General features: G+C 61.7%; 19 protein-coding genes. 9 read left to right on the forward strand and 10 right to left on the reverse strand.

Going from position 1 to position 22,719, the window contains the following annotated elements; all coding sequences use genetic code 11:
• The first annotated feature begins 18 nt into the window (after nucleotides 1-18).
• Together HPDFL43_RS12455 and HPDFL43_RS12460 are read left to right on the forward strand one after the other, a co-directional pair.
• Nucleotides 19-942: a pseudouridine-5'-phosphate glycosidase gene (locus HPDFL43_RS12455; protein WP_007197702.1), complete on the forward strand. Its 924-nt coding sequence runs from the start codon at nucleotides 19-21 to the stop codon at nucleotides 940-942.
• Between the two features lie 43 nt (nucleotides 943-985).
• Nucleotides 986-1,228 (forward strand): BrnA antitoxin family protein, encoded by a 243-nt coding sequence (locus tag HPDFL43_RS12460; protein WP_007197703.1) that lies wholly within the window; start codon nucleotides 986-988, stop codon nucleotides 1,226-1,228.
• A 311-nt stretch (nucleotides 1,229-1,539) separates the two neighbouring features.
• Here the strand turns inward: HPDFL43_RS12460 and HPDFL43_RS12465 are convergent, their stop codons facing one another.
• From HPDFL43_RS12465 to cckA, 3 genes are all read right to left on the reverse strand, one after another.
• A complete protein-coding gene (locus HPDFL43_RS12465) occupies nucleotides 1,540-2,187 on the reverse strand; it encodes a YiaD family glycine zipper/OmpA-like lipoprotein (protein ID WP_007197704.1) in 648 nt (215 codons plus the stop codon).
• Nucleotides 2,188-2,637: 450 nt separating this feature from the next.
• The gene (locus tag HPDFL43_RS21405) at nucleotides 2,638-3,393 is read right to left on the reverse strand and encodes a hypothetical protein (protein ID WP_156970270.1); all 756 of its coding nucleotides are present in this window, start codon (nucleotides 3,391-3,393) and stop codon (nucleotides 2,638-2,640) included.
• Between the two features lie 116 nt (nucleotides 3,394-3,509).
• Nucleotides 3,510-6,137 (reverse strand): cell cycle histidine kinase CckA, encoded by a 2,628-nt coding sequence (cckA, locus tag HPDFL43_RS12475; protein WP_007197707.1) that lies wholly within the window; start codon nucleotides 6,135-6,137, stop codon nucleotides 3,510-3,512.
• A 407-nt stretch (nucleotides 6,138-6,544) separates the two neighbouring features.
• Between cckA and HPDFL43_RS12480 the strand changes: the two genes are divergently transcribed.
• Nucleotides 6,545-7,579: a flagellar biosynthetic protein FliO gene (locus tag HPDFL43_RS12480; RefSeq protein ID WP_007197708.1), complete on the forward strand. Its 1,035-nt coding sequence runs from the start codon at nucleotides 6,545-6,547 to the stop codon at nucleotides 7,577-7,579.
• 150 nt (nucleotides 7,580-7,729) lie between these two features.
• Here the strand turns inward: HPDFL43_RS12480 and dksA are convergent, their stop codons facing one another.
• Entirely contained in the window at nucleotides 7,730-8,149 is a 420-nt protein-coding gene (gene dksA, locus HPDFL43_RS12485) for an RNA polymerase-binding protein DksA (RefSeq protein WP_007197709.1), read from the reverse strand.
• 311 nt (nucleotides 8,150-8,460) lie between these two features.
• Here dksA and HPDFL43_RS12490 point away from each other — a divergent pair, with 311 nt between their 5' ends.
• The 4 genes from HPDFL43_RS12490 (at nucleotide 8,461) to HPDFL43_RS12505 (ending at nucleotide 12,367) form a co-directional block, all read left to right on the forward strand.
• Nucleotides 8,461-8,997, forward strand: coding sequence for a SixA phosphatase family protein (locus HPDFL43_RS12490; protein WP_007197711.1), 537 nt, complete (start codon nucleotides 8,461-8,463; stop codon nucleotides 8,995-8,997).
• A gap of 98 nt (nucleotides 8,998-9,095) precedes the next feature.
• Nucleotides 9,096-10,568 (forward strand): YcjX family GTP-binding protein, encoded by a 1,473-nt coding sequence (locus HPDFL43_RS12495; RefSeq protein ID WP_007197712.1) that lies wholly within the window; start codon nucleotides 9,096-9,098, stop codon nucleotides 10,566-10,568.
• Nucleotides 10,565-11,704 (forward strand): YcjF family protein, encoded by a 1,140-nt coding sequence (locus HPDFL43_RS12500; RefSeq protein WP_007197713.1) that lies wholly within the window; start codon nucleotides 10,565-10,567, stop codon nucleotides 11,702-11,704. Before HPDFL43_RS12495 ends, HPDFL43_RS12500 begins: the two co-directional genes overlap by 4 nt.
• A 123-nt stretch (nucleotides 11,705-11,827) precedes the next feature.
• Nucleotides 11,828-12,367: a hypothetical protein gene (locus HPDFL43_RS12505; protein ID WP_007197714.1), complete on the forward strand. Its 540-nt coding sequence runs from the start codon at nucleotides 11,828-11,830 to the stop codon at nucleotides 12,365-12,367.
• 51 nt (nucleotides 12,368-12,418) lie between these two features.
• On the opposite strand, the gene folK is transcribed toward HPDFL43_RS12505, so the two are convergent.
• Genes folK through folP form a run of 3 tightly spaced genes read right to left on the reverse strand, consistent with a single transcriptional unit; the run spans nucleotide 12,419 to nucleotide 14,202 of the window.
• Nucleotides 12,419-12,994, reverse strand: a complete 576-nt coding sequence (gene folK, locus HPDFL43_RS12510; RefSeq protein WP_084594653.1) for a 2-amino-4-hydroxy-6-hydroxymethyldihydropteridine diphosphokinase — start codon at nucleotides 12,992-12,994, stop codon at nucleotides 12,419-12,421.
• Nucleotides 12,963-13,331 (reverse strand): dihydroneopterin aldolase, encoded by a 369-nt coding sequence (gene folB, locus HPDFL43_RS12515; RefSeq protein ID WP_007197716.1) that lies wholly within the window; start codon nucleotides 13,329-13,331, stop codon nucleotides 12,963-12,965. Before folB ends, folK begins: the two co-directional genes overlap by 32 nt.
• Nucleotides 13,324-14,202 carry a dihydropteroate synthase gene (folP, locus tag HPDFL43_RS12520; RefSeq protein ID WP_156970271.1) on the reverse strand — a complete coding sequence of 293 codons (879 nt, stop codon included), beginning with the start codon at nucleotides 14,200-14,202 and terminating at the stop codon, nucleotides 13,324-13,326. Before folP ends, folB begins: the two co-directional genes overlap by 8 nt.
• 207 nt (nucleotides 14,203-14,409) lie before the next feature.
• On the opposite strand from folP, the gene HPDFL43_RS12525 reads away from it, so the two are divergent.
• Complete coding sequence (locus HPDFL43_RS12525) at nucleotides 14,410-15,024, forward strand: DUF922 domain-containing Zn-dependent protease (protein ID WP_007197718.1); 615 nt, start codon at nucleotides 14,410-14,412, stop codon at nucleotides 15,022-15,024.
• Nucleotides 15,025-15,382: 358 nt separating this feature from the next.
• Here the strand turns inward: HPDFL43_RS12525 and HPDFL43_RS12530 are convergent, their stop codons facing one another.
• The 3 genes from HPDFL43_RS12530 to HPDFL43_RS12540 all read right to left on the reverse strand — a co-directional run bounded on the left by HPDFL43_RS12530 (nucleotide 15,383) and on the right by HPDFL43_RS12540 (nucleotide 17,268).
• On the reverse strand, nucleotides 15,383-16,408 hold the full coding sequence (locus HPDFL43_RS12530) for an NAD(P)/FAD-dependent oxidoreductase (RefSeq protein WP_007197719.1): 1,026 nt from the start codon (nucleotides 16,406-16,408) through the stop codon (nucleotides 15,383-15,385).
• A gap of 27 nt (nucleotides 16,409-16,435) precedes the next feature.
• A complete protein-coding gene (locus HPDFL43_RS12535) occupies nucleotides 16,436-16,756 on the reverse strand; it encodes a 2Fe-2S iron-sulfur cluster-binding protein (RefSeq protein WP_007197720.1) in 321 nt (106 codons plus the stop codon).
• A 143-nt stretch (nucleotides 16,757-16,899) separates the two neighbouring features.
• Nucleotides 16,900-17,268 (reverse strand): Hpt domain-containing protein, encoded by a 369-nt coding sequence (locus HPDFL43_RS12540; protein WP_007197721.1) that lies wholly within the window; start codon nucleotides 17,266-17,268, stop codon nucleotides 16,900-16,902.
• Between the two features lie 381 nt (nucleotides 17,269-17,649).
• Between HPDFL43_RS12540 and HPDFL43_RS12545 the strand changes: the two genes are divergently transcribed.
• Nucleotides 17,650-22,188, forward strand: a complete 4,539-nt coding sequence (locus HPDFL43_RS12545) for an apolipoprotein A-IV repeat region-like domain-containing protein (RefSeq protein WP_007197722.1) — start codon at nucleotides 17,650-17,652, stop codon at nucleotides 22,186-22,188.
• Nucleotides 22,189-22,719 lie beyond the last annotated feature (531 nt).

The following is a 22,719-nucleotide window of genomic DNA, read 5'->3' on the forward strand; positions in this document are numbered from 1 at the left end:
TCAAACGGAGCCTTCCCCATGTCCGGGTCAATCCAGATCGAATCCACGCCCGAGGTCGCCGATGCGCTGACAGCCGGCCACCCGGTCGTCGCACTCGAATCCACCATCATCACCCATGGCATGCCCTGGCCGGGCAACCGCGACATGGCACTTGAAGTCGAAGCCGCCATTCGCACCGAGGGTGCGGTTCCCGCCACCATCGCCGTGATTGACGGCAGGCTGCATGCCGGGCTCAGCCAGGCGGCCATCACCGAACTGGCCCAGGCCAAAGACGTGATGAAGCTTTCGCGCGCGGATTTCGCCTTCGCCCTCGCAGAACGCCGCACCGGCGCCACCACGGTCGCCGCCACCATGATGGCGGCGCAACTGGCCGGCATTTCGGTGTTCGCCACCGGCGGCATTGGCGGCGTGCACCGCGGTGCGGAAGAGAGCTTTGACATCTCCGCCGATCTCGACGAATTGGCCCGCACCCCGGTGATCGTCGTCTCCGCCGGCGCCAAGGCCATACTCGACATCCCCAAGACGCTCGAGGCGCTGGAAACCCGCGGCGTGCCGGTGGTGGCCTTCGGCCAGGACGAAATGCCGGCCTTCTGGTCGCGCAACTCCGGCCTTGCAGCCCCCTTGCGGCTTGATGATCCCGCCGCGATCGCCCGGTTCGAGCATACCCGGCGGGCACTCGGCGGCCATGGCGGCATGCTGATCGCCAATCCGGTGCCTGAAGCCGACGAGATCGAAGCACCGGTGATCAACGCCCATATCGAAACCGCCTTGCGGCGGGCAATTGACAAGGGCATCGAAGGCAAGGCCGTGACCCCGTTCCTGCTCGGTGAAATGCTCGAACTGACAAACGGCGAGAGCCTCAAGACCAACATCGCGCTGGTGCTCAACAATGCCCGCCTCGCCGCCCGCATTGCCGTTGAACTGACACAGGCATCCGATTGAACACTTGCCCCGCCTGCCGTCACCACCCCAAAGGACACTCTCTATGAAGACCACCCGACGCACCGGCAGCACATTCGAGCGCGCCGAAGCCGCTTTCAAGGCCGCCACCACCAAGCCGGTGGAACCCGCAGCCGTCCCCAGGGCCACCACCGTGCCCGAAGGCAAGGAAATGGTCTCGATCCGGCTCGACAACGCGGTGCTCGCGCATTTCCAGGAAGACGGCCCCGGCTGGCAGGACCGCATCAACGCCGCCCTGCGCAAGGCTGCGGGGCTGGATGGGGAATAGGCATCGCCTGAGCTGACTTTTATCCCGATTTATGACCGTCGCCGTTCCGTCATCCCGGCCTTGAGCCAGACAAGCGAAGCGACGTCGTCGCCTCCGGGATCCAGCCGACCCGGCCTCCGCCGGGCCGAAAGACTCTATTCAGCCCAAGGGCTTGGGCTGGCTGGATGCCGGATCAGGTCCGGCATGACGGATTGAAAAAGCCATTTCGCAACACCAGCAAATCTCTCACCACCCCCCACGCCCACAAAAAGACCCGGCCACTTTCGCAGCCGGGTCTGATATCGCCTCAAACGATCTTGTGTCGACGCTGCTTAGCTCAGCGGCGAGATCTGGATTTCCACGCGGCGGTTGGCGGCGCGGCCGGCGTCGGTGCCGTTGTCGGCAATCGGGCGGCTTTCGCCGAAGCCCTGGGTGTAGAACCGGCGCGCATCATTGCCCTGCGAAATCAGGTAGCTCGACACCGACTGCGCCCGTTGCTGCGACAGCGTCAGATTGTAGCTGTCAGACCCGGTCGAATCGGTATGACCGGCAACATCGACCAGCGAGCGGTTGAACTTCTGCAGCACCAGCGCCACCGAGTTCAGCGTCTCATAGAACTGCGGCTTGACCGCCGACTGGTCGCTGTCAAACGTGATGTTGGACGGCATGTTGAGAATGATCTTGTCGCCCACACGGGTCACCGACACGCCAGTGCCCTGCAGCTGTGCGCGAAGCTGCGCTTCCTGCTGGTCCATGTAGCCACCAATGGCGCCACCGGCGAGCGCGCCGACGCCTGCGCCGATCAGCGCGTTCTTGCGGTCGTCGCCGCCGGCAAGCGTGCCAAGTGCCGCGCCGCCCAGCGCGCCCAACGCAGCACCACCGGCCAGATTGGAGACTTTCTGCTGACCGGTATACGGATCGGTCGTGCAGCCGGAAACGAAGACGGCGGCAATCGCCGCGATCAGGAGTTTGGATTTCATGATGGCCCCTCTCGGCAAAACTCGAATTGCGAAGTCTAGCGGAAAATGCGGCAGGATGATGAATATTTTGTCACCCGGAAATTAACCCTGTGCCGCGCGATGCTGCGCTCGGCCCTGCTCCGCCGCGACCGACCGGTCACTATGCCGCCGCCCCGGTCACCGTCTGTTTCCACACAATACCGCTCTTCTCATCCTCGCCCCCCACTCTCGTCATCCTCGGCTGCCGAGCCGAGGATCCATACTGTGATCCCTCCACGTGCCACATTGTGTGGAGAAATAACGGAATGGATCCCAGCGGCAACGACGTCGCTACGCTTGTCTTGGTCGGGGCCCCGGGATGACAACGGCGGGGGCGTGTCATGACGGAAATTCGGTGTCGGCATCATAACCCCGATCGCAGGAATCCATCGACAAGATGGACATGAAGAGTTCAGGTAAAATGGTCAGTTGCTAGCTTCTCTTCCAATTCACCGAGCTTAATAGTGAACGGATATCACGGCTAAGACTTGACCAAATTCGTTCGAATAATTGTTTGTTGCCCAGCCACCCCAACACCGCCTCCACCCGGCCCTTGGTCACCGGCTCATCGGTGATCGCAAGCGTAATCGAGGAGAGCGCGTAGCTGGGGCCGAAGTGGGCGGCGAGATCATCGGGATCGACGCGGGCAACGCTCGCCGGGTCATTGATGTCGGCGAAGGTGACCAGCAGCGGAGTGAGTTCGCGCGGCAGCTCCGTTGTTGCTCTGAGCGCTTCAAGCTGATCGTAGACCGCGGCGTCCTCTTCCTTGCTGAGCGGCTTTTTCGGTCGCGGGAAAAACGCCAGACGCCCGGTAAACTCGTTGTAGCCCTTGAGCAGCGCGAAAAGATACCGCCCTTGGCCCAGATCGACCACCACCGCCTCACCCGAAAGAGAGCTGTTGCTTGCGCCGGCGCTGTCGCCGACGCCCGCCCATTTCGGCGTCATCTGGAACCATGCGGCGCTCACCGCGCTGCCGCTGCGCGGCCCCTCCGATGTCTCGACCGTCACCGTGAGCTTCTGGTGCCAGGACCAGCTGCGGAACCCAAACATGTCACAGCCCGCCAATGTCAGCATCAGGCAGGCGAGCAGACCAGCCCGGAAGACCGCGTGTGCGCCGCTGAACTGCGCGTGTCCATTCCACATCCGACTCATCGCGATCCCCGCCCGTTGCAACCCTGAGACGAGCATCGAACGGGCCGCTATGCAACCCTGCACACACGGGAAGATGCGGATGTGGTTGATCGCCGGTTAGCGTGGACGGGAGTCTTCCCCGTCCAACCTGGGCATGCGCCCCATGCCCCGCCTTACGCGTCCAGCATCTCGCGCACGGCGGTGGCCAGCTGCTTGAGCGAGAACGGTTTGGCCAGAAAGCCGAACTTGGCGTCGGCGGGCAGGTTTTTCGCAAACGCATCCTCGGCATAGCCCGAGACGAAGATGAACTTCATGTCGGGATAGTCCTTGCGCAGCTCGGTCAAGAGCGTCGGGCCGTCCATCTCCGGCATCACCACGTCGGAGACCACGATATCGACCTTGCCCTCAAGTTCGGCCAGCACCTCGAGCGCCTCGACGCCGGTGCCCGCCTCATGCACCTCGTAGCCGCGCGCCTCCAGCATCCGCTTGCCGCCACGCCGCACCGCCTCCTCGTCCTCGACCAGGAGCACAACCGACGATCCGCCGGTCAGATCCTCGGGCCCGTCGGAGGCGGGCTTTGCGGCCGGGGCAGCTTCTCCCTCCGCCGCAGACCGGTTGGCCGCAGCCTCCACTTCGGCCGCCGCAGCCGCCTTCTCCGCCTCGTCTTCCACATAGCGTGGCAGATAGATGCGGAATGTGGTGCCCTTGCCGAGCTCGGAATCGGGATAGATGTAGCCGCCCGACTGCTTGATGATGCCATAGACCATCGACAGTCCAAGACCGGTGCCCTTGCCCACATCCTTGGTGGTGAAGAACGGCTCGAAGATCTTTTCGAGCACATCGGGCGCAATCCCGGTGCCCTGGTCGGCAACCTCGATCAGCACATAGTCGCCCAACTCCATGCCGCGGTGATTGAGGCTCTCGACCTCGTCGGCCTCGACATTGCGGGTCCGGACCGTGATGGTGCCGCCTTCGGGCATCGCATCGCGGGCGTTGACCGCCAGATTGATCAGCACCTGTTCGAACTGCCCCAGATCGGTCTTGACCAGCCACAGATCGCGGCCGAACTCGAGATCGAGTTTCACATTGGTGCCGGTCAACCGGTCGACCAGCATCCTCAGATCCCCGATCACATCGGTCATCGACAACACCGTCGGCCGCATCGTCTGCTTGCGCGAAAACGCCAAGAGCTGGCGCACCAGAACCGCGGCGCGGTTGGCGTTGCGCTTGATCTCGATGAGATCGGCAAAGCTCGAATCCGCCGGCCGCAATGACATCAGCAGATGATCGGCCGAGAGCAGGATCGCGGTCAGCACATTGTTGAAGTCATGCGCAATTCCGCCGGCCAGCGTGCCGACCGCATTCATCTTCTGGGTCTGCGCCATCTGCGCTTCAAGCGCTTTTTGCTCTGTGGTCTCCACCGCATAGATGATCGCGGTCTCCTCCGGCGCTTCCTCGGAATGCTCGATCACCGCGTTGACGTAAAGGCGGAAATGCCGCTCCTCGTCGTCGGCGCGGCGGCTGTCGATAGGCGCGATGTCGCCCTGCTTGTCGGCCGCATGACCAAGCGCATCGGCAAACAACTTGCGGTCGTCTTCGCGCAGCACCTTTTCAAACAATGCGCCGCGTTCCATGTCGTCCCGGCTCACAAGCCCGTTGAACATCTGCAGGAACGGGCCATTGGTCCGCAGGATCTTGCCGCGCGAATCCACCGAGGCGATCGCCATCGGGGTGTTGTTGAAAAACCGGGTGAAGCGCATTTCCGCATTGGCCACGTCCCGGGCGCCCGAAACGCCATCATCACGGCTGATGACGATCGTCCGGCTCTCGCCCGGGGAGCCGTCGCGGGTGGCGGTGACACGGTGCACCAGGCGCACAGGAAAACTCTGGCCATTGGACTTGAGCAGGTCGAGGTCGAGCTGCGCGGTGGAATTGAGCCCCGGCTCGGCCTGAACCGAATCCACCAGCGCCATGCCCGCACCCGCAACCAGATCACGCAACATCAGCTTGCCGGGTGCAAATGCGGTGAGATCGATCCCGAGCCAATCGGCAAGCGTCGCATTGAGATAGACAATGCCGCCATCGCGCCCGGCGGAGAAAAAGCCGACCGGCGCGTGATCGAGATAGTTGATGGCGTTCTGCAGTTCCTTGAACACCATTTCCTGTTCAGTGCGCTCCTGGCTGATGTCGGCGAGCTGCCAGGCCATCAGCCTGGATGCCCCCTCACCATCGCCATCGCTCACCGGCCGGCCGCGCAGACGGTACCAATAGGCACCGCTGCCGGTGTCCTGGCTGTCGTTGAGCGCATGGGTCATGCGGAACTCTTCTTGTCCCGCCTCCCCGTCGCGCATCGCATTGGTCAGCCGGTAAACGGCTTCCGCGGAATCGCGGTGCCGGGACAGAATCGCCTCGATCGACTGCACGTCCGAGGCGCTGGTCGTTCCGGTGATCCGTCCATAGGCCTGGTTGGCGTAGATCACCCTGCCCTTCTCGTCGGTGACCAGGGTGCCTTCGGGATGGGTATCGATGAACGCTCGCGCCAGCGGATCGGTCGTGGTTTTCGGCATGATGGTGACGAAACCGATCACCGTCGACACCAGGAAGAAGATCCCGACAACCGCCAGCACGCCCAGAACGCCAAGCATCAGGTCATTGTTCAGCTTGTCCTTGAACAGGAAAAAGGTAACCGAGGCGCCGATCATCACCAGCGCAAGGAAAATCAGCCTTGATACCGATCGCGGTTTTGCGCTTCGGTCCACAAGCGGTGCCGGGTGTCCGGCCGCAGGCGTCGTCTCAGTCATGAATCGCTCTTTCGTCCCGCCACGGATCGCACGGTTTGAATCACATTCCGCTGTCTATGGAAAGCCCAAACCCGGTCTTCTTGCAGCATTGCCCCGCTTTACCGGAGAAAAACGCTTCAACAACACCGGCCACCCCCGCTCAACGCCTCCTCAGAGGGTACGATTGGCGACACGATTTTGGATAACTCCGCGCAAGGCTTGTTAATACACGCGAAAAAACGTCAAATAGACCGGGAAACATGGACAGGCGGGCGAATTGGCTTGCCTCGTCGCGGTCGAAGCGCACCGAAAGCACAGGCGCTGCGAGACATGGAATGCTGCTTCTTGTCGTTCGACCGGCAGGTGCCGGGCATTGCACGCAATGGGGCAGTTCAGCGGTTTGCGCCGGGAACAGGGGAGAACAGCCGATGCCGGACGATATTCTGGGCGGCCAGGGCACGACGCTTCTGACGGCGATCGCGATTGTGGCCGTCGCGCTTCTGGCGCTGGCGGTCGCCTTCTGGCTGATCAAGGCGCGCTCGTCATCAACCTTCATTCGCGGAGGCCGTGCCCGCCAGCCCCGCCTGGCGGTTCTCGATGCGGCAGCGGTCGATACCAGGCGCAGGATCGTTCTGATCCGGCGCGACGATGTCGAGCACCTGGTGATGATCGGCGGACCGACCGATGTGGTCATTGAAAGCCGGATCGTCGCTTCGGATGCCGCTGCAGGCAATCCGGCACACAGCACCGCACCTGAATCAGAAAAGCCTTCCACGGCCGCTGACCCTCTGCCGGCAGATCTCATGGCGACGGCCAAATCAATAGTTCGCTCAGCTCAAGAGCCGGTGCGGAAGCCGCACCCCGAACCCGCCCCTGCAAGGGCTCCGGAACCGCCTGTGGCACGCTCCGTAACGGTCGGCGCAGCAGCAGCCGCTGCCGCCGCAACTGCGTCAGGCGCAGCATCTGTGGCCGGATCACTTGAGAACGAAGCTGCCGATATCCTCGAATCGGCGCGGGCAAGGGTGTTCGATGAACCGGACTTCAACAGCGAAGCCCCCGCAATGGAACCGGCCAGCGCACCAGCTGCAACGCCCCAATCGATGGCAACAGCGACCCCCGCAGCCTATGAGGAAAACCTGGCCGACCAGGACCTTCCAAGTACCTCCTGGCCTGACCCGGTTGAAACCGTTGAACCCGCTCCTCAGCCAAGCCCCGAGCCACAACCGGCAGCCGCCGCGGAGCCCGGGCTCGATTTCGAATCAGTGCTGGCTGCGGAATTGTCAGAAGATCTGTCGCTCGATCCCTTTGATGGCGGGCTGATCGACGACACCATCGACCAAACAGCAACAGCCCAGCCCATCGAAGCGCCTGAGGTGCAGTCCGAGGCCAAACCGTCCCGTGATTCCCTGGAAGCCGAAATGGAGCGCCTGCTCAGCGATATGGCACGCAAGCCTGGAACCTGATCGCACAAGCTCATAAACACCCGCTTAGGCCTTCACACGCCCGCCGAACAAAAGGCCTTTCGCCAGTCCGCGGCCAACAAAAAACCGGCCTTTCAGCCGGTTTTGAACACGAGCAACAATCGCCGAGCAATCTCGAGGGTTAGGGATACCCTATTCGTCGCGGTAGACCTTCTCTCGGCGCTCGTGACGTTCCTGCGCCTCAATCGACAGCGTTGCGATTGGACGGGCATCAAGCCGTTTCAGGCTGATCGGCTCACCGGTCTCTTCGCAATAACCATAGGTTCCCTCATCAATCCGCGACAAGGCAGCATCAATTTTGCCGATCAGTTTGCGCTGACGATCCCGTGCACGCAGTTCAATCGCACGATCGGTCTCCGACGACGCGCGGTCGGCGATATCAGGGTGGTTGGCGCTTTCCTCCGCGAGATGGTCAAGCGTCTCGCGAGCCTCCTTGAGAATATCATTACGCCACGCTGTCAGCTTCGCCCGGAAGTAGGCGCGCTGCTTGGCATTCATGAAATCCTCCTCATCGGAGGGCACATAAGAGGAAAAATCGAAGTCTTCACTCATGACGATTCTCCCGGCTAAGCCATTCCGGGGGCTGTATAACCACAGCGATGCCGAGGTACAAGCGGTAAAGTCAACGCCTCACGCAAATTTCATGGAGGTGTCATGTTTGGCACAAACACCTGAAATCAGATGGATTCGCTTTGCAAACCACCAAAGCCGCCCCCCCGGAAAACCATTTCGCAAACCACGTCCAGGCCCGCCAGATCGAAACCCGCCGGCTCAAACCAGCGCGCAAGCCCGGCGCCCATGTTGCATCGCACATTGACCTTTGGGCGCATTGCAGCCGCCCGGAAAACACTTAAATTCGTAAAATGACAATCGAACCGGCACAGCCGTCTCTACGTGTTTTCCTGGTGCGCCATGGCCATGCGGCCTGGGCGCAACCGGGCATGCGCGACTTCGACCGCCCGCTCGACCAACGCGGGCGTGAAGAGGTTGAGCGTCTGGCCACGACCATGTCGGTCAACGGTTTTGTGCCGGATCTGGTGCATTGCTCGACGGCGCGCCGCTGCATCGAGACCCTGGACATTCTGCTTTCCAGGATGGCAATGAACCCCCTGATCGAGCGCAGCGACACGCTCTATTCGAACAGCCACCAGGTCTATCTCGATCTTATTGGATCAGATCCCGCGAGCAAGGCCAGCTCGATCATGATCGTCGGTCACAATCCGATGCTGGAGGACACCGCGATAACGCTGCTGCAGCACGATCCGACAGCTCTCGAGGAAGCGCTGGGAACCGGGTTCCCGACGGCCGGGCTGTTTGTTGCCGACTGCACCCCCGGCAAGGATTCGACCGCGCCGGGACAAACCAGCTTCATCGCCCTGCTGTCGCCGATCGACGCCTGATCCGGCAGGCTGCATACGTCCGCACCACACGCTTGCGCTTTTAATCGGCCAACTGCTTTCCTATATCGGCAACAACAATCAATTCGTGAAAGCCCTTCGTGTCTTCATCCATCACCAGTCTTACTGACGAGGCGCTGATCGCCTTCGACACGCTGACCGACCGGGCCAGCAATCTGGTGCAGCCCACGCTCAGGCTCGGTGTCACCGGTCTGTCGCGGGCGGGAAAGACCGTGTTCATCACCGCGCTTGTGCACAATCTGATGCATGGCGGCAGATTGCCCATGTTCGAAGCCGCGCATTCCGGCAGGCTCGCCCGCGCCGCGCTCGAGCCCCAGCCGGACGATGCAGTCCCCAGGTTTCAATATGAGGATCACGCCGCCAAACTGATCAGTGAGCGGCTTTGGCCGGATTCGACCCGCGCCATCTCCGAGCTTCGCCTGGTCATCGAATATGAATCAGCCAGCGGCTGGAACCGTTTCTTTTCCGGCGGCAGGCTGTGCCTCGATATCGTCGACTATCCAGGCGAATGGCTCTTGGATCTGCCGCTCCTGGGTCAGGATTTTGCCGCCTTCTCGCTCAACGCCACCTCCCTCGCCCGCTCTTCGGCCCGCACCGACCTGGCCACCCCCTGGCTTGAGAAAGCCGGATCGATTGATCCACACAAACCGGCGGACGAGACCCAGGCGCGCGAACTGGCCCGGCTTTACACCGATTACCTGCGCGCCTGCAAAGCCGATGAGCGTGCGCTTTCAACGCTGCCACCGGGGCGCTTCCTGATGCCCGGAGATCTTGACGGTTCGCCGGCGCTAACCTTTGCGCCATTGCCCAACCTGCCCGACACACCGGCTCCCGCAGGTTCGCTGATGGCGATGATGGAGCGTCGTTTCGAAAGCTACAAATCCGTCGTGGTCAAACCGTTCTTCCGCGAACATGTGGCCCGTCTCGACCGCCAGATTGTGCTGATCGACGCGATGCAGGCGATGAATGCCGGCCGCGAAGCGGTGATCGATCTCGAACGCGCGCTCGCCGATGTTCTGTCCTGTTTCCGTCCGGGGCGGAGCAACTTCATCACCAATCTGGTGTCACGCCGGATCGACAAGGTGCTGATTGCCGCCACCAAGGCAGACCACCTGCATCATGAAAGCCACGACCGGCTCGAAGCCATTGCGCGGCGCGTCGTCGAGCGCGCATCGGCGCGCATCGGCTCCTCCGGCGCCAACATCGAAGTGCTGGCAATGGCGGCGGTGCGGGCCACCCGCGAGGCCATTGCGAGGCAGGACGGCGAGGATCTGCCGGTGATCGTCGGCACACCGCTCGAAGGCGAGAGGATCGCCGGGGAAACCTTCGATGGCAAACGAAAAACAGCCATATTTCCCGGTGACTTGCCACAGAATCCGGATTCATTCTTTGAAGCGGTTGATTCAACCTCGCAAGCCATGCCGCATGACATCAACATCGTTCGTTTCCGTCCCCCGCTGATCGAGGAAACCGACAGCGGCGTGAAGCTGTCGCTGCCGCATATCCGTCTCGACCGCGCGCTTGATTATCTTCTGGGAGACCGGCTGGCATGAGCGATCCGAAGTCAGGCAGCGAAGGCCGCAAGCCCCGCGCTTTCAGCGTTGATGATGAGGCCACGCCTTCGCGGCGCGATCAGCCTCGCGCGGCCCTGACAACTCCGCCAGGAACCAAGACCAAACCGACCAAGGCCCGCAGGCCCGCAAGCCTTCCCGTCACCGTGGAGATGACCCGCGCGGAGGACGATCCCTTTCTGGCGCCAGCGGCCAGTATTGAGGCGTTGACACCGCCGCCGGCGCAGGCCCGGACCCGCCGCATCACCGTGGGCAAGATCCTCTTTGCGGCGCTGGCGTTTCTTGCAGCCCTTGCCATCGGGGTCTGGACCGACACCCTGATCCGCGACCTGTTCGACCGTCTGCCCTGGCTCGGCTGGGCCGCGAGCGCAGCGGTCGCAATTGCGGTGCTGGCGTTGATCATGCTGGTGATCCGCGAGATTTCAGGTTTGCGCCGCCTTGCGAAGGTCGCCGGGCTGCGCGCCGAGATTGACGCCAAGGCCGCAACGGCCACGGCAAGGGAAGCCCGGGCATTCGCAGCCCGCGTCTCCGCCATGATCGACTCCAATCCGCTCTCAGCCCAGGGCCGCAAGAGCCTCAAATCGCTTGATGGCGAGATCATCGACGGCCCGCACTACCTTGCCTTCGCCGAGCGCGAACTGCTCGCAAAGCTTGACCGGCAGGCCCGTCAGCTCACGCTCAACGCCGCGCGGCGGGTCTCCGTGGTGACCGCGGTCAGCCCGCGCGCCTTTGTCGATCTTGCCTATGTCGGCTTCGAGGCGATTCGCTTGATCCGCGCCATGGCCGAACTCTATGGCGGACGCCCGGGCACCATCGGCATGATCCGGCTGTTCCGCGATGTGATCGCCCATCTCGCTGTCACCGGCGCCGTGGCAGCGGGCGACAGCCTGATCCAGCAGGTGGTTGGCCACGGCCTGGCTGCAAAACTGTCGGCCAGGCTCGGCGAAGGTGTGATCAACGGGTTGATGACCGCGCGCATTGGCATTTCCGCCATGGATCTGTGCCGGCCAATGCCCTTCAAGGCACTCAAACGCCCCGGAATCGGCGATTTCATGCGTGATATTGCAAATTTCGCAGGAGCCGACACCAAGCCGGAAAAAACCTCCGACGGCTCCTGATTGCGGCGGCCCGGCAAGCTCTTTTGACCAAAATTCCGCAATCGATTACCCTCCATTAACCATTCTCAGTCAAATCTGGGGGTGATCTCCAGCCTCATTTGGCCCGCAGCAACAGGTGTGACCATGTTCTCGAAGTATCGCATCCTCCCGCTTTGTCTTGCGGCCGCCTTCCTTCTCAGCGCAGCGCCCTCCAGCGCACGCGACGCCGACACGGTCTTCTTCGAATCCGTCGCTGGCGGTTGGAAAGGCCCCGGCGAAATCGTTGCAGGCAAGTACAAGGGCACCAAGTTCGTCTGCAATCTGATCGGCGACCACAATGCCACAAAGCAAAAGGGTATCTCCCTGGACGGAACCTGCCGCGTCGGTGTCTTCAACCAGAAAATGTCTGCCGTCATCACCCGCAAGGGCAAGAGCTACACCGGCCGCTTCCTCGACGGGGCCGCCGGTGCCGGCCTTGATATCGTGTCGGGCAAGATCAGCGGCGATCGCGCCATCATGGGCATCAACCGCAAGACGCTCAATGGCGCCATGATTGCGCGGCTGCACGACGAGGAAACCATGAACGTGACCATCTCGGTCAAGGTCGGCGAGCAAATGGTGCCGGTCATCGGCATGACGCTCAAACGCGACGCCAGGAAAATCAAGACCGGCTCGCTGCGTTAACGCCCTGCCTGCCGTCCTCCTGCCAGCACCAAACCGGCTCGCGACGGCGCTCTAGCTTTCGTCCCGCCACCAGTCGCCGGACTTGCTCAACGCCTCGATGCCTTCCGAATCCACATCGCTGGCCCAATCCGCAATGCTCTGCAGATTGACGACCGCCTGTGGCGCAATATCGGCCAGCGGCACCATCACGAAGGCGCGCTCGGTCATGCGCGGATGCGGCACCGTCAGATCGGCGTGGTCGGACATGAAATCACCATGCAGCAGCACATCGAGATCGATCGTGCGAGGACCCCATCTGTCCTTGCGCACCCGGTCGAGCTGCAGTTCGACATCGAGGCACACCTTGAGCAATTCATGCGGATCAAGGCTCGTCTCCACCAGCGCGCAGGCATTGTGGAACCACTCCTGATCGGTCTTGCCCCAGGGCGGCGTCCGGTAAAGCCGGGACACGGTCCGGATGTGGATATCATCACGGGCGTCCAGCAGATCAAGCGCCCGCGCCATGGTCCTGCGCGGATTGCCGATATTGCCGCCAAGCCCGATCGCCGCGATAACGGTAGCAGGGTCAGTGGATTTGCGCTGTGCGGGGCTGACCTCAGGCACGGTGCTCGACCACCACTTCGACATGATCGAGCACGCCCGGAACCGGCGCATTGGGCTTGCGCACCGTAATTCGGGCAAGCCTGATCTGCGCAAACCTTGCGGTCAGCGCCTTGGCCACTTCAAGCGCCAGCGCCTCGATGAGGTATCGCCGCTTGCCGGTGATGATCTCCTCGATCACCTTGAACGCAACGCCGTAGTCAACCGTGCCCTCGATGGAATCGGTCGCCAGCGCCTGGCCTGCCTCGACCTCCAGTTCGGCATCCACGAAAAAACGCTGGCCGAGGAACTCCTCCTCGTCATGGACACCATGACGGGCAAAGAACGCGCAGTTTGCGAGGCGTATGGTGTATGTTTCAGCCATCGACTGGCTCCCTTTTGCGGCTGCTTTGAACCATAGCATCCGCGACCGCAAGCCCGTCCCTGTTGAAAGCGACATTGTGCACCCTGAATACCGCCGCGCCCAGAAGCCGCAAGGCGACGCTGGTTGCCGTGGTGCCGACATCCCGGTCCGCGGCATCACGGCCCGTGAGCGTGCCGATGAAGCGCTTGCGCGAGGTGCCCGCCAGCAGCGGGTAGCCGAGCCGGTGCAATTCGCCAAACCGCGCCATCAGCTCAAGGTTCATCCCGGCATCCTTTGCGAAGCCGAAGCCCGGATCGAGCAGGATCTGGTCATCGGCAATGCCCGCCCGCCGGGCGATCTCGAGCGATGGCGCGAACCAGGCAAACTGATCAGCGATGGGATCAGCCAGCACCTCACGGTCACGGCCGGTATGCATGATCGCCACCGCGGCGCCCTGCCCGGCCGCAATCCGCGCGATTTCCGGTTCGCGTTGCAGACCCCAGACATCATTGATCATGTGTGCGCCCGCCGAAAGCGCCAGCCGGGCGGTTTCAGCCCGCCAGGTATCCACGGATATCACCATCCCCGCATCCGCAGACAATGCCTCGATCACCGGAATGATCCGCCGCTGCTCCTCAACCGCGCTCACCGGTTCGGCGCCCGGTCGGGTCGATTCTCCGCCAATATCGATGATATCGGCGCCCTCAGCCACCATCACGCGCGCCGCAGCAACCGCCGCATCGGCGGCAGCATGCAGGCCGCCATCCGAAAACGAATCCGGTGTCACATTGAGAATGGCCATGATCCGGGAGGTCGGACCCAGCTCGATCTGCGCCCCGCGGCCAAGCCGCAGCGTTGTTGGGTTAAACACCGCGTTGGGTGGTGCCTGCATGGTCTGTTCTTTCCCTGCTATTGCGGCATTATAGCGACGGCTTCCTGTTGCATGAGCCTGCCGCATGGCGCAAGCTCGTTCATGTAACTGGCTCTTTCAAACGGATCGAACAGACCGGGCCGTCACTGTGTAGGTTGCCGCATGTCTTACGCAATTGCCTGATCGCAGGCGCGAAGCATCCGTCAGCCAGCCCTTTTGGAGTTGTCAATGCTCGCCATTCGCCTTGCCCTGACGGTACTCGTGACGTGTCTTGGCACTCAAGCGGTGAGCACAGAACCTCTGATCTCCAAATCCTATTCCTATTACTCCGTCAGCGGCCAGACCAGTACCGAGCTGGAGCGTGAACTCTGGCGCAGCGGGCCTGAACTCGCCGAAACCGGAACCCGCCATCCCGGCGCGACCCGGATCAAGATGAGCAGAACAATCAGCTTCGAGGAAACACCGGACCGCTGCCGGGTCAGCAACGTCTCCATCCGGCTCGAAACCAACCTCACACTTCCCCGCTGGACCGATCAGGCAAAAGCTGACCGAAAGGCCAAACTGGTCTGGCTCACCCTGTCCTCCGACATCAAGCGCCACGAGGAGCGCCATGCCGAGATTGCCCGCCAGTGGTCCCGCAAGCTTGAGAACGCCCTCAAGGGCCTCAAGCCGATGCAGGACTGCCCGAGAATGCAGGCAAAGGTCGAAGCGGTGTCGAAGACCATCCTCGAAAAACATTCCGCCGATCAAGACCGCTTTGACCGCGTTGAAGCCGCCAGCTTCGAGCGCCGTATCAAACGGATCCTGCGCTACAAGGCGAGCCAGATGCGCACAGACGGCTGATCCGGAAAATCAATATTCCCGTTGATTTCAAACAGCAAACGGGCCGCCTGAAAAGTACGCACTGAAACAACCGATCAGTGTTTACATTGGGGCCAGGAAATATTGAATTTCCTGGTACTTTGATCTTGCTTAACCCAATTTTGCACTGGGCACTCTTCACAATATTCGCACAAGCATACTGTGGTTACCTGTGGCTCAAGACATACTCATAGTGATTCGACCATGTTTCCCGGCGCATGGAAGCCGCCCGATGCTCCTCCCTCATCGGGCTTGAGATCTGGTGCGCCCACTCTGCCCCGCCCTCCCTCTCCGGGACGGCGGGGTACTTTTTGAACGCTACCCGGAATGACGTCGGGATCTACTGGACGCCAAGCTTCTTCTGAAGGCTGGTCGAGGAGGTGGTGTACTGAAACACCAGCTTCTGATCGGGATGCGCGATCCGCTTGACCGCTTGCGTCATCAGCGCCGCCTCATGGAAGCCGGACAGGATCAGCTTGAGCTTGCCCGGATACCAGTTGATATCGCCAATGGCGAAAACACCGGGAATGCTGGTCTCGAACTTCTCGGTATCGACGGTGATCAGGTTTTCGTGCTGGTTGAGCCCCCAATCGGCGATCGGGCCAAGCTTCATGGTCAGACCGAAGAACGGCAGCAACCGGTCGCAGGCAATGTCGACCTCGCCATCCGGCCCCTTGATCGTCGCGGCGCTCAATTGCCCGTCGTCGCCTTTCAGACCGGTCACCTGGCCGACCTGGAAGGTGATCTTTCCTTCATCGCGCAGCGCAAACATCTTGTTGACGCTGTCGGGCGCTGCGCGGAAATCAGGACGCCGGTGCACCAGCGTCACCGATTTGGCGACAGGCTGCAGGTTCAGCGTCCAGTCGAGCGCGGAATCGCCGCCACCGACGATCAGCAGATCGCGATCGCGGAACTCTTCCATGCGGCGCACCGAGTAGTAGACGCTCTTGCCCTCATAGGCCTCGATACCCGGCACAGGCGGGCGCTTGGGCTGGAACGAGCCGCCACCGGCAGCTATCACCACCGCATGGCAATGCAGCAGCTCGCCCTCGTCGGTCTCGACTTCGAACCGCCCATTGTCGAGCTTGCGGAAACCCGAAACCATGCGGTTGAAATGGAACTCCGGCGAAAATGGCGCGATTTGCTCCATAAGCCGGTCGACCAGCGCCTGCCCGGAAATCTCCGGCCATGCCGGAATGTCGTAGATCGGTTTCTCGGGATACAATTCCGCGCATTGACCGCCAGGCCGATCGAGAATGTCGATCAGGTGGCATTTGAGGTCATAAAGGCCAAGCTCAAAGACGGCGAACAGCCCAACCGGGCCAGCACCCACGATCACGACATCGGTTTCAATCGGGGAAGACATACACTCAATCCGCAAAATAGAGGAAAATCAGGCCTGCCGCTCGGGCACATGCACGACCAGGCCCTCTAGCTCGTCGCGAACCTTGATCTGGCAAGACAGCCGCGAATTTGGCCGGACATCAAAGGCAAAATCGAGCATGTCTTCTTCCATCGGCTCGGGCGTGCCCACCTTCCCGGTCCAGGAATCGTCGATATAGACATGACATGTGGCACAAGCACAGGCACCGCCACATTCGGCCTCGATGCCTGGCACCGAGTTGCGGATCGCGTTTTCCATCACTGTAGAGCCGTTTTCGGCGTCCACATCGAAACGCGTTCCGTCGAATGCAACAATGGAAATCTTGGTCATCACGGCCTCTGCTCATAACACTTGTCTGGTGAGAACTTCATACACGCTGAACTGCATGAGGCAAGGATGAAAACCACGCTGCGACGGCACTACGCAGCATGGCATTCCAAAAAAACCGAATTCTGATCTTCAGAACGAGAAAATCAGCGCGTCAGGCCGACAATGAAATTGTCCGCATCGATAACGGCTTTTGCAAAGGCCGCAACGGCCGCAGCATTTGCGGGCGTGGCTTCGATGGCCTCGGCGCACCGCGCCACTTCGAAGGCCCCCACACCCTTGGCAGCGCCGGCGAGCTTGTGTGCCAGTTCGGCGCGGCTGGCGGTTTTGAGCGTGGCCAGCTGTGTCACCGACTCACGCGCCTGGCGCGCAAACAATGCCAGGACCTCGGCCTCCAAAGCCTTGTCGCCACCGGTTTGTCTGGCAAGGTGAACCAGATCGATCGGCCGGCCTCCCGAAGGGCGCGGCTGAGGGGTTGTGTCCGGTGTCTCGAAGGCGATGTTGAGCGCCGCCATGGCGGATTTCCTTTTTTAGAACATGATCAATTCCAAGACTGGCTCCGAAATCGTCACAAATCCGTAAAGATGTGAGAGCGGTTAACGCAAAAACTTGGCGGCATGGTTAACGGCGCGTAAATGTGGCTTTTGATTGGCGCTTCTGGATCAATTCGGCACAGCGCCGCCCCAGTTTTCCGTGGATTCAGCCACCCCGTCTCTGCTTTTAATTGTGAAATTCAGCCTTCTGTGCCACTAAGTTTAGGGTTTGAGGCAAGGAAAAAGGCCAAGGTCGGCTTGCGGGCACGACACATGTGCAAAAAACGCCATATTGAACATTGGCAATACGGCGCTGGCGGGCCGCGGATTTCCACCTCCATTGAGTAACGAGGCTTGAGTGGCATGAGTAAGAAACCAGCGGACAGAAGCATCGACGAACAGACGTTCGAAGCGCTCGAAGACGCGCTGAAAATCGACCTCGACGACGAAGGCACGGGTGTTGCTCTCGACGAAATCTCGCTTGATGAGTTGGAAACCAAGGTGTCCAACGCGGCCAAGGAGCTCAAGAGCGCGCAATCGGATGCGCCTGCCCAAACGCCGGGCAGCAGCACCGCGCCGCACACGGCTGCGCCTGCCTTTACCCCGGCCGCATCCCTGGCACCCGCCAATGACGACAGCCGCAAGACCACAGCCGGACTGCTGCGTGCGCTGGAAATCCGCTCCAGCCGCGGCGCGCTTCGCAATGCCTCCATCCTGTCGGTGCTTTGGGCGGTCGGCGTACTGGGTCTTGCCAACCTGCTCTATGGCCCTGAAATTTGGCAGATCCGTTCGGTCCAGGATGTTCTGGCGATGCCTGCCGCGATCGGCTTTGCCGTCGCGATCATCGTGCCTGTTCTGATGTTCTTTGCATTTTCCATCATGATGGCGCGGGCCCGCGAAATGCGCTCGGTCGCACGCTCGATGGCAGAAGTGGCACTGCGCCTCGCGGAACCCGAAAACATTGCCGGAGACCGCATTCTGTCCGTTGGCCAGGCCGTGCGCCGCGAAGTGTCGGCGATGAATGAGGGCATCGAGCGCACCATTGCCCGCGCCTCCGAGCTCGAGACGCTGGTTCATTCCGAGGTCAACGCGCTCGAGCGCAGCTATTCCGACAACGAGATTCGGGTTCGCGGGCTTGTTCAGGAACTCGGTTCCGAACGTGACGCCATCGTCAGCCATTCCGAACGCATCCGGGCTTCCATTGCCGGCGCGCATGAGGAACTCAAGCAGGAACTGACCACCGCAAGCGAGGAAATCGCCAACCGGATCTCGACATCTGGCGAAGCCCTGGCCCAATTGATGGACACACGTGCGGCCAATCTGCAGGAACGAACGGAAGCAACCAGCCGGGACATCGAACAGGTTCTTTCCGGCCGCACCGAGGCACTTGTCACGGCGCTCAAGACATCCGGGGGCGAGCTCACAGACGAGTTCGACACGCGCCTGGAAATGCTCAACGTCCAGCTCAACCAGCGCGGCAAGGCGCTGTTGTCCGAATTTGAAACCCGCGCCTCGACACTCGATTCAAGCACAGAAAAGCTCAACGCAGCTCTTGGCGAGCGCGCCAAGCAGCTCAACGAAACACTTATCGCCCGCACCCGCGAGATCTCAGAAAGCCTCGGTGTCGGCCAGCAGGCGATCTCCTCGGGACTTGAGGAAACGCTTGCCACCCTCAACGCGTCACTTGACGAAAAGGGCGCCTCCTTCCGTCAGGCCCTCAAGACCAGCGCGGACGATGCCATCATGGATCTTGATCTGCGTTCAGGCTTCTTTGAAGAAAAGCTTCAGTCCTCGATCGGCAGCCTCACCGCCGCCTTCGACGAACGCGTTGCAGATTTCACCTCTGCGTTCGACAGCCGCGCGGGCAGCCTCGACGGCAAGCTCGGCGAGAGCCTTGCTCGGATCAACGAGACGCTGACCGGCTCGACCAGCGCAATTGACGGCATCCTTGCCGCCAGCCTCGAACGCATCGGCGCAACGCTCGCCGACCGCAGCCAGGAACTGGAAGCCAGCCTGGCATCGGGCACAGGCCGCATCGAGACCGCGACAGGTCAGGCCGCCGACAAGATCGCCACCACACTTGCTGATCGCACCGACGCCATCGACAAGGCACTGGCGATGGGTGCCGAGCGGATCGATTCCAATCTGGCCGAGAGATCCTCTGCCCTGGTCGCAGGCATTGCCGGCCGCGTCACCGATCTCGAAACCGCAATCTCGGCAAGCGCAGACCGCATCGACTCGAGCCTCAACGAGCGCTCGCAGGCCCTGTTTGGCGGCCTTGAAGAGCGCACCAGCACTTTGCAAACAGGTCTGTCGGAAGCCTCCGAACGTCTTTCCGCGACACTCGACGTGGAAGGCAGCCGCTTCAACGAGATCACAAAGGCCGCCGTCGAGCGGGTTGACGAGACCTTCATCAAGGGAACCGAACGCGTCGACGAACGTCTCACAACCATGAACAACATGCTCGGCGCTGGGCTGGACTCGGTCTCAAAAACCATCGAAGGCAAAGCCTCCGGACTTGCGGCGAAACTGCGCGAGGCTGTTGCCAATGCCGCGGTGGAACTCGATGCGGAAGCCCTCAAGGCTGGAGAAACGCTGGGAACGGTCGGCGCTGGATTTGCCGGACGGATGGACGAGCAGGCCCGCGAATTCGCGCGCAAGCTGGATGCCCATGTCGACGAGCGGACCGCAGATCTCAGCGTGCATGCCGAAACAATCGCAAACCGGATTTCCACCGGCGCCACCGAACTGAGCGCCGAGGCAAGCCGTATTGGCGATCTTGTCGAACGGGTTGGCGAAACCGTGGGCGGCCAAGCCGATCGCATCGCCACCACGCTCGATGCCAGCGAAGCACGCTTTGCCAAGCAGGCCGAAGCATTGGCAGCCCGTCTCGAGACCGAGACCGGCGCGATCTCCAACCGTTTGGGAGAGACCGCCGAAACGCTGGTCACCACCCTGGACAGCAAGACCCAGGATATCGCTGGACGCATTGGCCAGACCACCGATGCGCTGGTCTCCGCGCTTGATACCAAGGCCGATGCCATTTCCAGCAGGCTCGCGGAAACCGGCGAAAACCTGGTGTCGCGCACCGGCTCGGTGGGCGAGGCGCTCGAACAGAAGGCGGCTGCCATCGTGCAGCATCTTGTCGAGGCCGAACAGGCCATGGATGTGCGCGCAACGCGTGTCCATTCCACACTGGACGAGCGCACCCGCGAACTCAATTCGATGCTCGCCAGCCGTTCGGCCGAACTCTCGCGCGTCATTGATGAGAAGGCCCGCCCGCTGGTGGAGCAATATGTGTCAAGCGGCGAGGAGTTCTCCAACCGGATCACCGAAGTCACGCAGACGTCAACAGATCGCCTGCGCGCAGAGAACGCAGCTCTGATCAACGCCATCACCAACCGCACCAGCGAGACGCTCTCCGCATTGGAGACCGTCAATCAGAGCCTGACCGGCAGTGTCGGCGAACTGCTGAATCGTCTTGGCGTCAGCAATCAGGAAATCTCGAAGGTCATCGAGACCGCCACCTTGACGCTCGGTGCGGCCAATGCCCGGCTTGAGGAAACCACCGGCGAGTTCTCGTCATCGACAGAGAAGGCGGCCGAATTGCTTTCGGGCTCCGCCCGTCTGCTTGACGGCAAGGTCGAAAAGCTCACCGATATCTCGAGCCGTACACTCAATCAGGTCGGCGCCATCGCCGGCCGCTTCGACGACCATTCCAAGGTCCTCGCCTCTGCCTCCGATCTGCTCGGCGCGGCACAGTCCAATCTCGCCTCCACGCTTGAGGAGCGCCGCGAAGCGCTGCAGTCGCTGTCGCTCGGCTTGGTCAGCCGCTCGGAGCAGATCGAGGAAACCATGCGTTCGCTCGAGGGCATCGTCGAAAAGGCCTTCTCCGATGCCGACCAGCTGTCGCAACGCGCTGCAAGCCGGCTAGAGGGTGGATTGCGCTCGGCGGCCGAAAACGCCAGCCAATTGCTGACCGACACGGAAAACCGGGCCAATTCGGCTGCCGGCTCCATGCGTGAGAGCGTTCGCGAGGCGATTGAGGACGCGATCGGCCGCTTCGCCGGAGCGACCGATGAGATCCGCCAGTCGGCCTCGAGCATCCGTCGTGAGCTCGAAGACACCCGCAGCGAACTCAAGCGCGGTGCATTCGATCTGCCCGAGGAAACCCGCGAAAGCGCTGCGGCCATGCGCCGGGCGGTGTCCGACCAGATCAAGGCTCTGCAGGAACTCTCGCAGATCGTCGGCCAATCGAGCCAGCAGGTCGAGGTTCGCGAGCCCCGCCAGGTGGCACGCGCGGCATCCGCTCCGCAACGTCAGGCGGCACCGGCGCCGGTACGCCGGGATCCTGCACCGGCACCACGGGCGGAAGCCCCTGCTCCTGCCCAGCGCGCGCCTCTGCGCGGCAGCCTCGAGCCTGCCGCTGCATCAGCCGCGCCCTCCAAGAGCCAGGGCTGGGTCAGCGATCTGTTGCGTGCCGCATCCCGTGAAGAGGAAGCCCCGGCGCGCCAGGCAGCGCCTGCCCGCGCGCCTGAGCGCAACCCGCGCCATGTGGTCGAATCGCTCAACTCGCTGTCGGTCGACATCGCCCGCGCCATCGACCATGACGCATCGGTCGATCTGTGGCGGCGCTATCAGCGCGGCGAGCGTGATGTCTTCACCCGCCGGCTCTACACGCTCAAGGGCCAGCAGACCTTTGACGAGATCAAGGACAAGTACGGCCGCGAGCCCGAGTTCCGCTCGGCTGTCGATCGCTACATTGCCGATTTCGAAAAGCTGCTCAGCGATGTTGCGCGCAATGACCGCGACAACATGATGACCCAGACCTACCTGACCTCTGACACCGGCAAGGTCTACACCATGCTGGCCCATGCCAGCGGCCGCTTCGGCCGCAGCTGATCAGGCCTGCCACTGTAAGCACATCTGAAAGCCCCGCTTCCGAGCGGGGTTTTTTGTACCTGGACGAACAAGACGCAATGTTTCTGTGGGCCGGGATAACTGCATTGCAACTGCGGGAGCAAACTCCGCCAAGTCCAGCGGCACAGGTAAACCTTCATACAGGTGGCACTGGGTGCCTGGGTGTGAATTGACGGTGCAATGCCCGGGCATTGGTTCGAATCTGGCCTGTGTGCGGCCTTTGCGACTGGCATCCCCACACCACAGTTTCGGTGAGTCGGGCTGTGTAGTACCATCGCGTGCTGGTCCGGGTGGGCGAGTGGCCCCTGCCTCCCTGCCACTACATTTCAAAGGGCTTTGATCTTTTGTTCATCATGGCCGCTGCCGGGCTTTACGCTTCACTCGCAAGGATGTTGCTAGGCGCCGATCCAAAACGGAGGATCATCCCATTCCTGTTTTAGCCTGCATTGATATCGGGGATCGCAGTGTTTGCAATCCAATTCTCGATCGATGTCGGCTGGTGGACCGGTCATT

Origin of the sequence: Hoeflea phototrophica DFL-43, assembly GCF_000154705.2 — a bacterium.
Classification (GTDB): domain Bacteria; phylum Pseudomonadota; class Alphaproteobacteria; order Rhizobiales; family Rhizobiaceae; genus Hoeflea; species Hoeflea phototrophica.

Bases quoted from the DNA above. Each gene is read 5' to 3' on its own strand.
- HPDFL43_RS12465 (WP_007197704.1), bottom strand. From the start codon at position 2,187: ATGAAATCCAAACTCCTGATCGCGGCGATTGCCGCCGTCTTCGTTTCC.
- HPDFL43_RS12525 (WP_007197718.1), top strand. From the start codon at position 14,410: ATGCTCGCCATTCGCCTTGCCCTGACGGTACTCGTGACGTGTCTTGGC.
- folK (WP_084594653.1), bottom strand. From the start codon at position 12,994: ATGTCGAAGTGGTGGTCGAGCACCGTGCCTGAGGTCAGCCCCGCACAG.
- HPDFL43_RS12490 (WP_007197711.1), top strand. From the start codon at position 8,461: ATGACAATCGAACCGGCACAGCCGTCTCTACGTGTTTTCCTGGTGCGC.
- HPDFL43_RS12530 (WP_007197719.1), bottom strand. From the start codon at position 16,408: ATGTCTTCCCCGATTGAAACCGATGTCGTGATCGTGGGTGCTGGCCCG.
- HPDFL43_RS12545 (WP_007197722.1), top strand. From the start codon at position 17,650: ATGAGTAAGAAACCAGCGGACAGAAGCATCGACGAACAGACGTTCGAA.
- HPDFL43_RS12460 (WP_007197703.1), top strand. From the start codon at position 986: ATGAAGACCACCCGACGCACCGGCAGCACATTCGAGCGCGCCGAAGCC.
- HPDFL43_RS12500 (WP_007197713.1), top strand. From the start codon at position 10,565: ATGAGCGATCCGAAGTCAGGCAGCGAAGGCCGCAAGCCCCGCGCTTTC.
- HPDFL43_RS12505 (WP_007197714.1), top strand. From the start codon at position 11,828: ATGTTCTCGAAGTATCGCATCCTCCCGCTTTGTCTTGCGGCCGCCTTC.
- HPDFL43_RS12455 (WP_007197702.1), top strand. From the start codon at position 19: ATGTCCGGGTCAATCCAGATCGAATCCACGCCCGAGGTCGCCGATGCG.
- folP (WP_156970271.1), bottom strand. From the start codon at position 14,202: ATGCAGGCACCACCCAACGCGGTGTTTAACCCAACAACGCTGCGGCTT.
- folB (WP_007197716.1), bottom strand. From the start codon at position 13,331: ATGGCTGAAACATACACCATACGCCTCGCAAACTGCGCGTTCTTTGCC.
- HPDFL43_RS12535 (WP_007197720.1), bottom strand. From the start codon at position 16,756: ATGACCAAGATTTCCATTGTTGCATTCGACGGAACGCGTTTCGATGTG.
- HPDFL43_RS12480 (WP_007197708.1), top strand. From the start codon at position 6,545: ATGCCGGACGATATTCTGGGCGGCCAGGGCACGACGCTTCTGACGGCG.
- HPDFL43_RS21405 (WP_156970270.1), bottom strand. From the start codon at position 3,393: ATGCTCGTCTCAGGGTTGCAACGGGCGGGGATCGCGATGAGTCGGATG.
- HPDFL43_RS12540 (WP_007197721.1), bottom strand. From the start codon at position 17,268: ATGGCGGCGCTCAACATCGCCTTCGAGACACCGGACACAACCCCTCAG.
- dksA (WP_007197709.1), bottom strand. From the start codon at position 8,149: ATGAGTGAAGACTTCGATTTTTCCTCTTATGTGCCCTCCGATGAGGAG.
- cckA (WP_007197707.1), bottom strand. From the start codon at position 6,137: ATGACTGAGACGACGCCTGCGGCCGGACACCCGGCACCGCTTGTGGAC.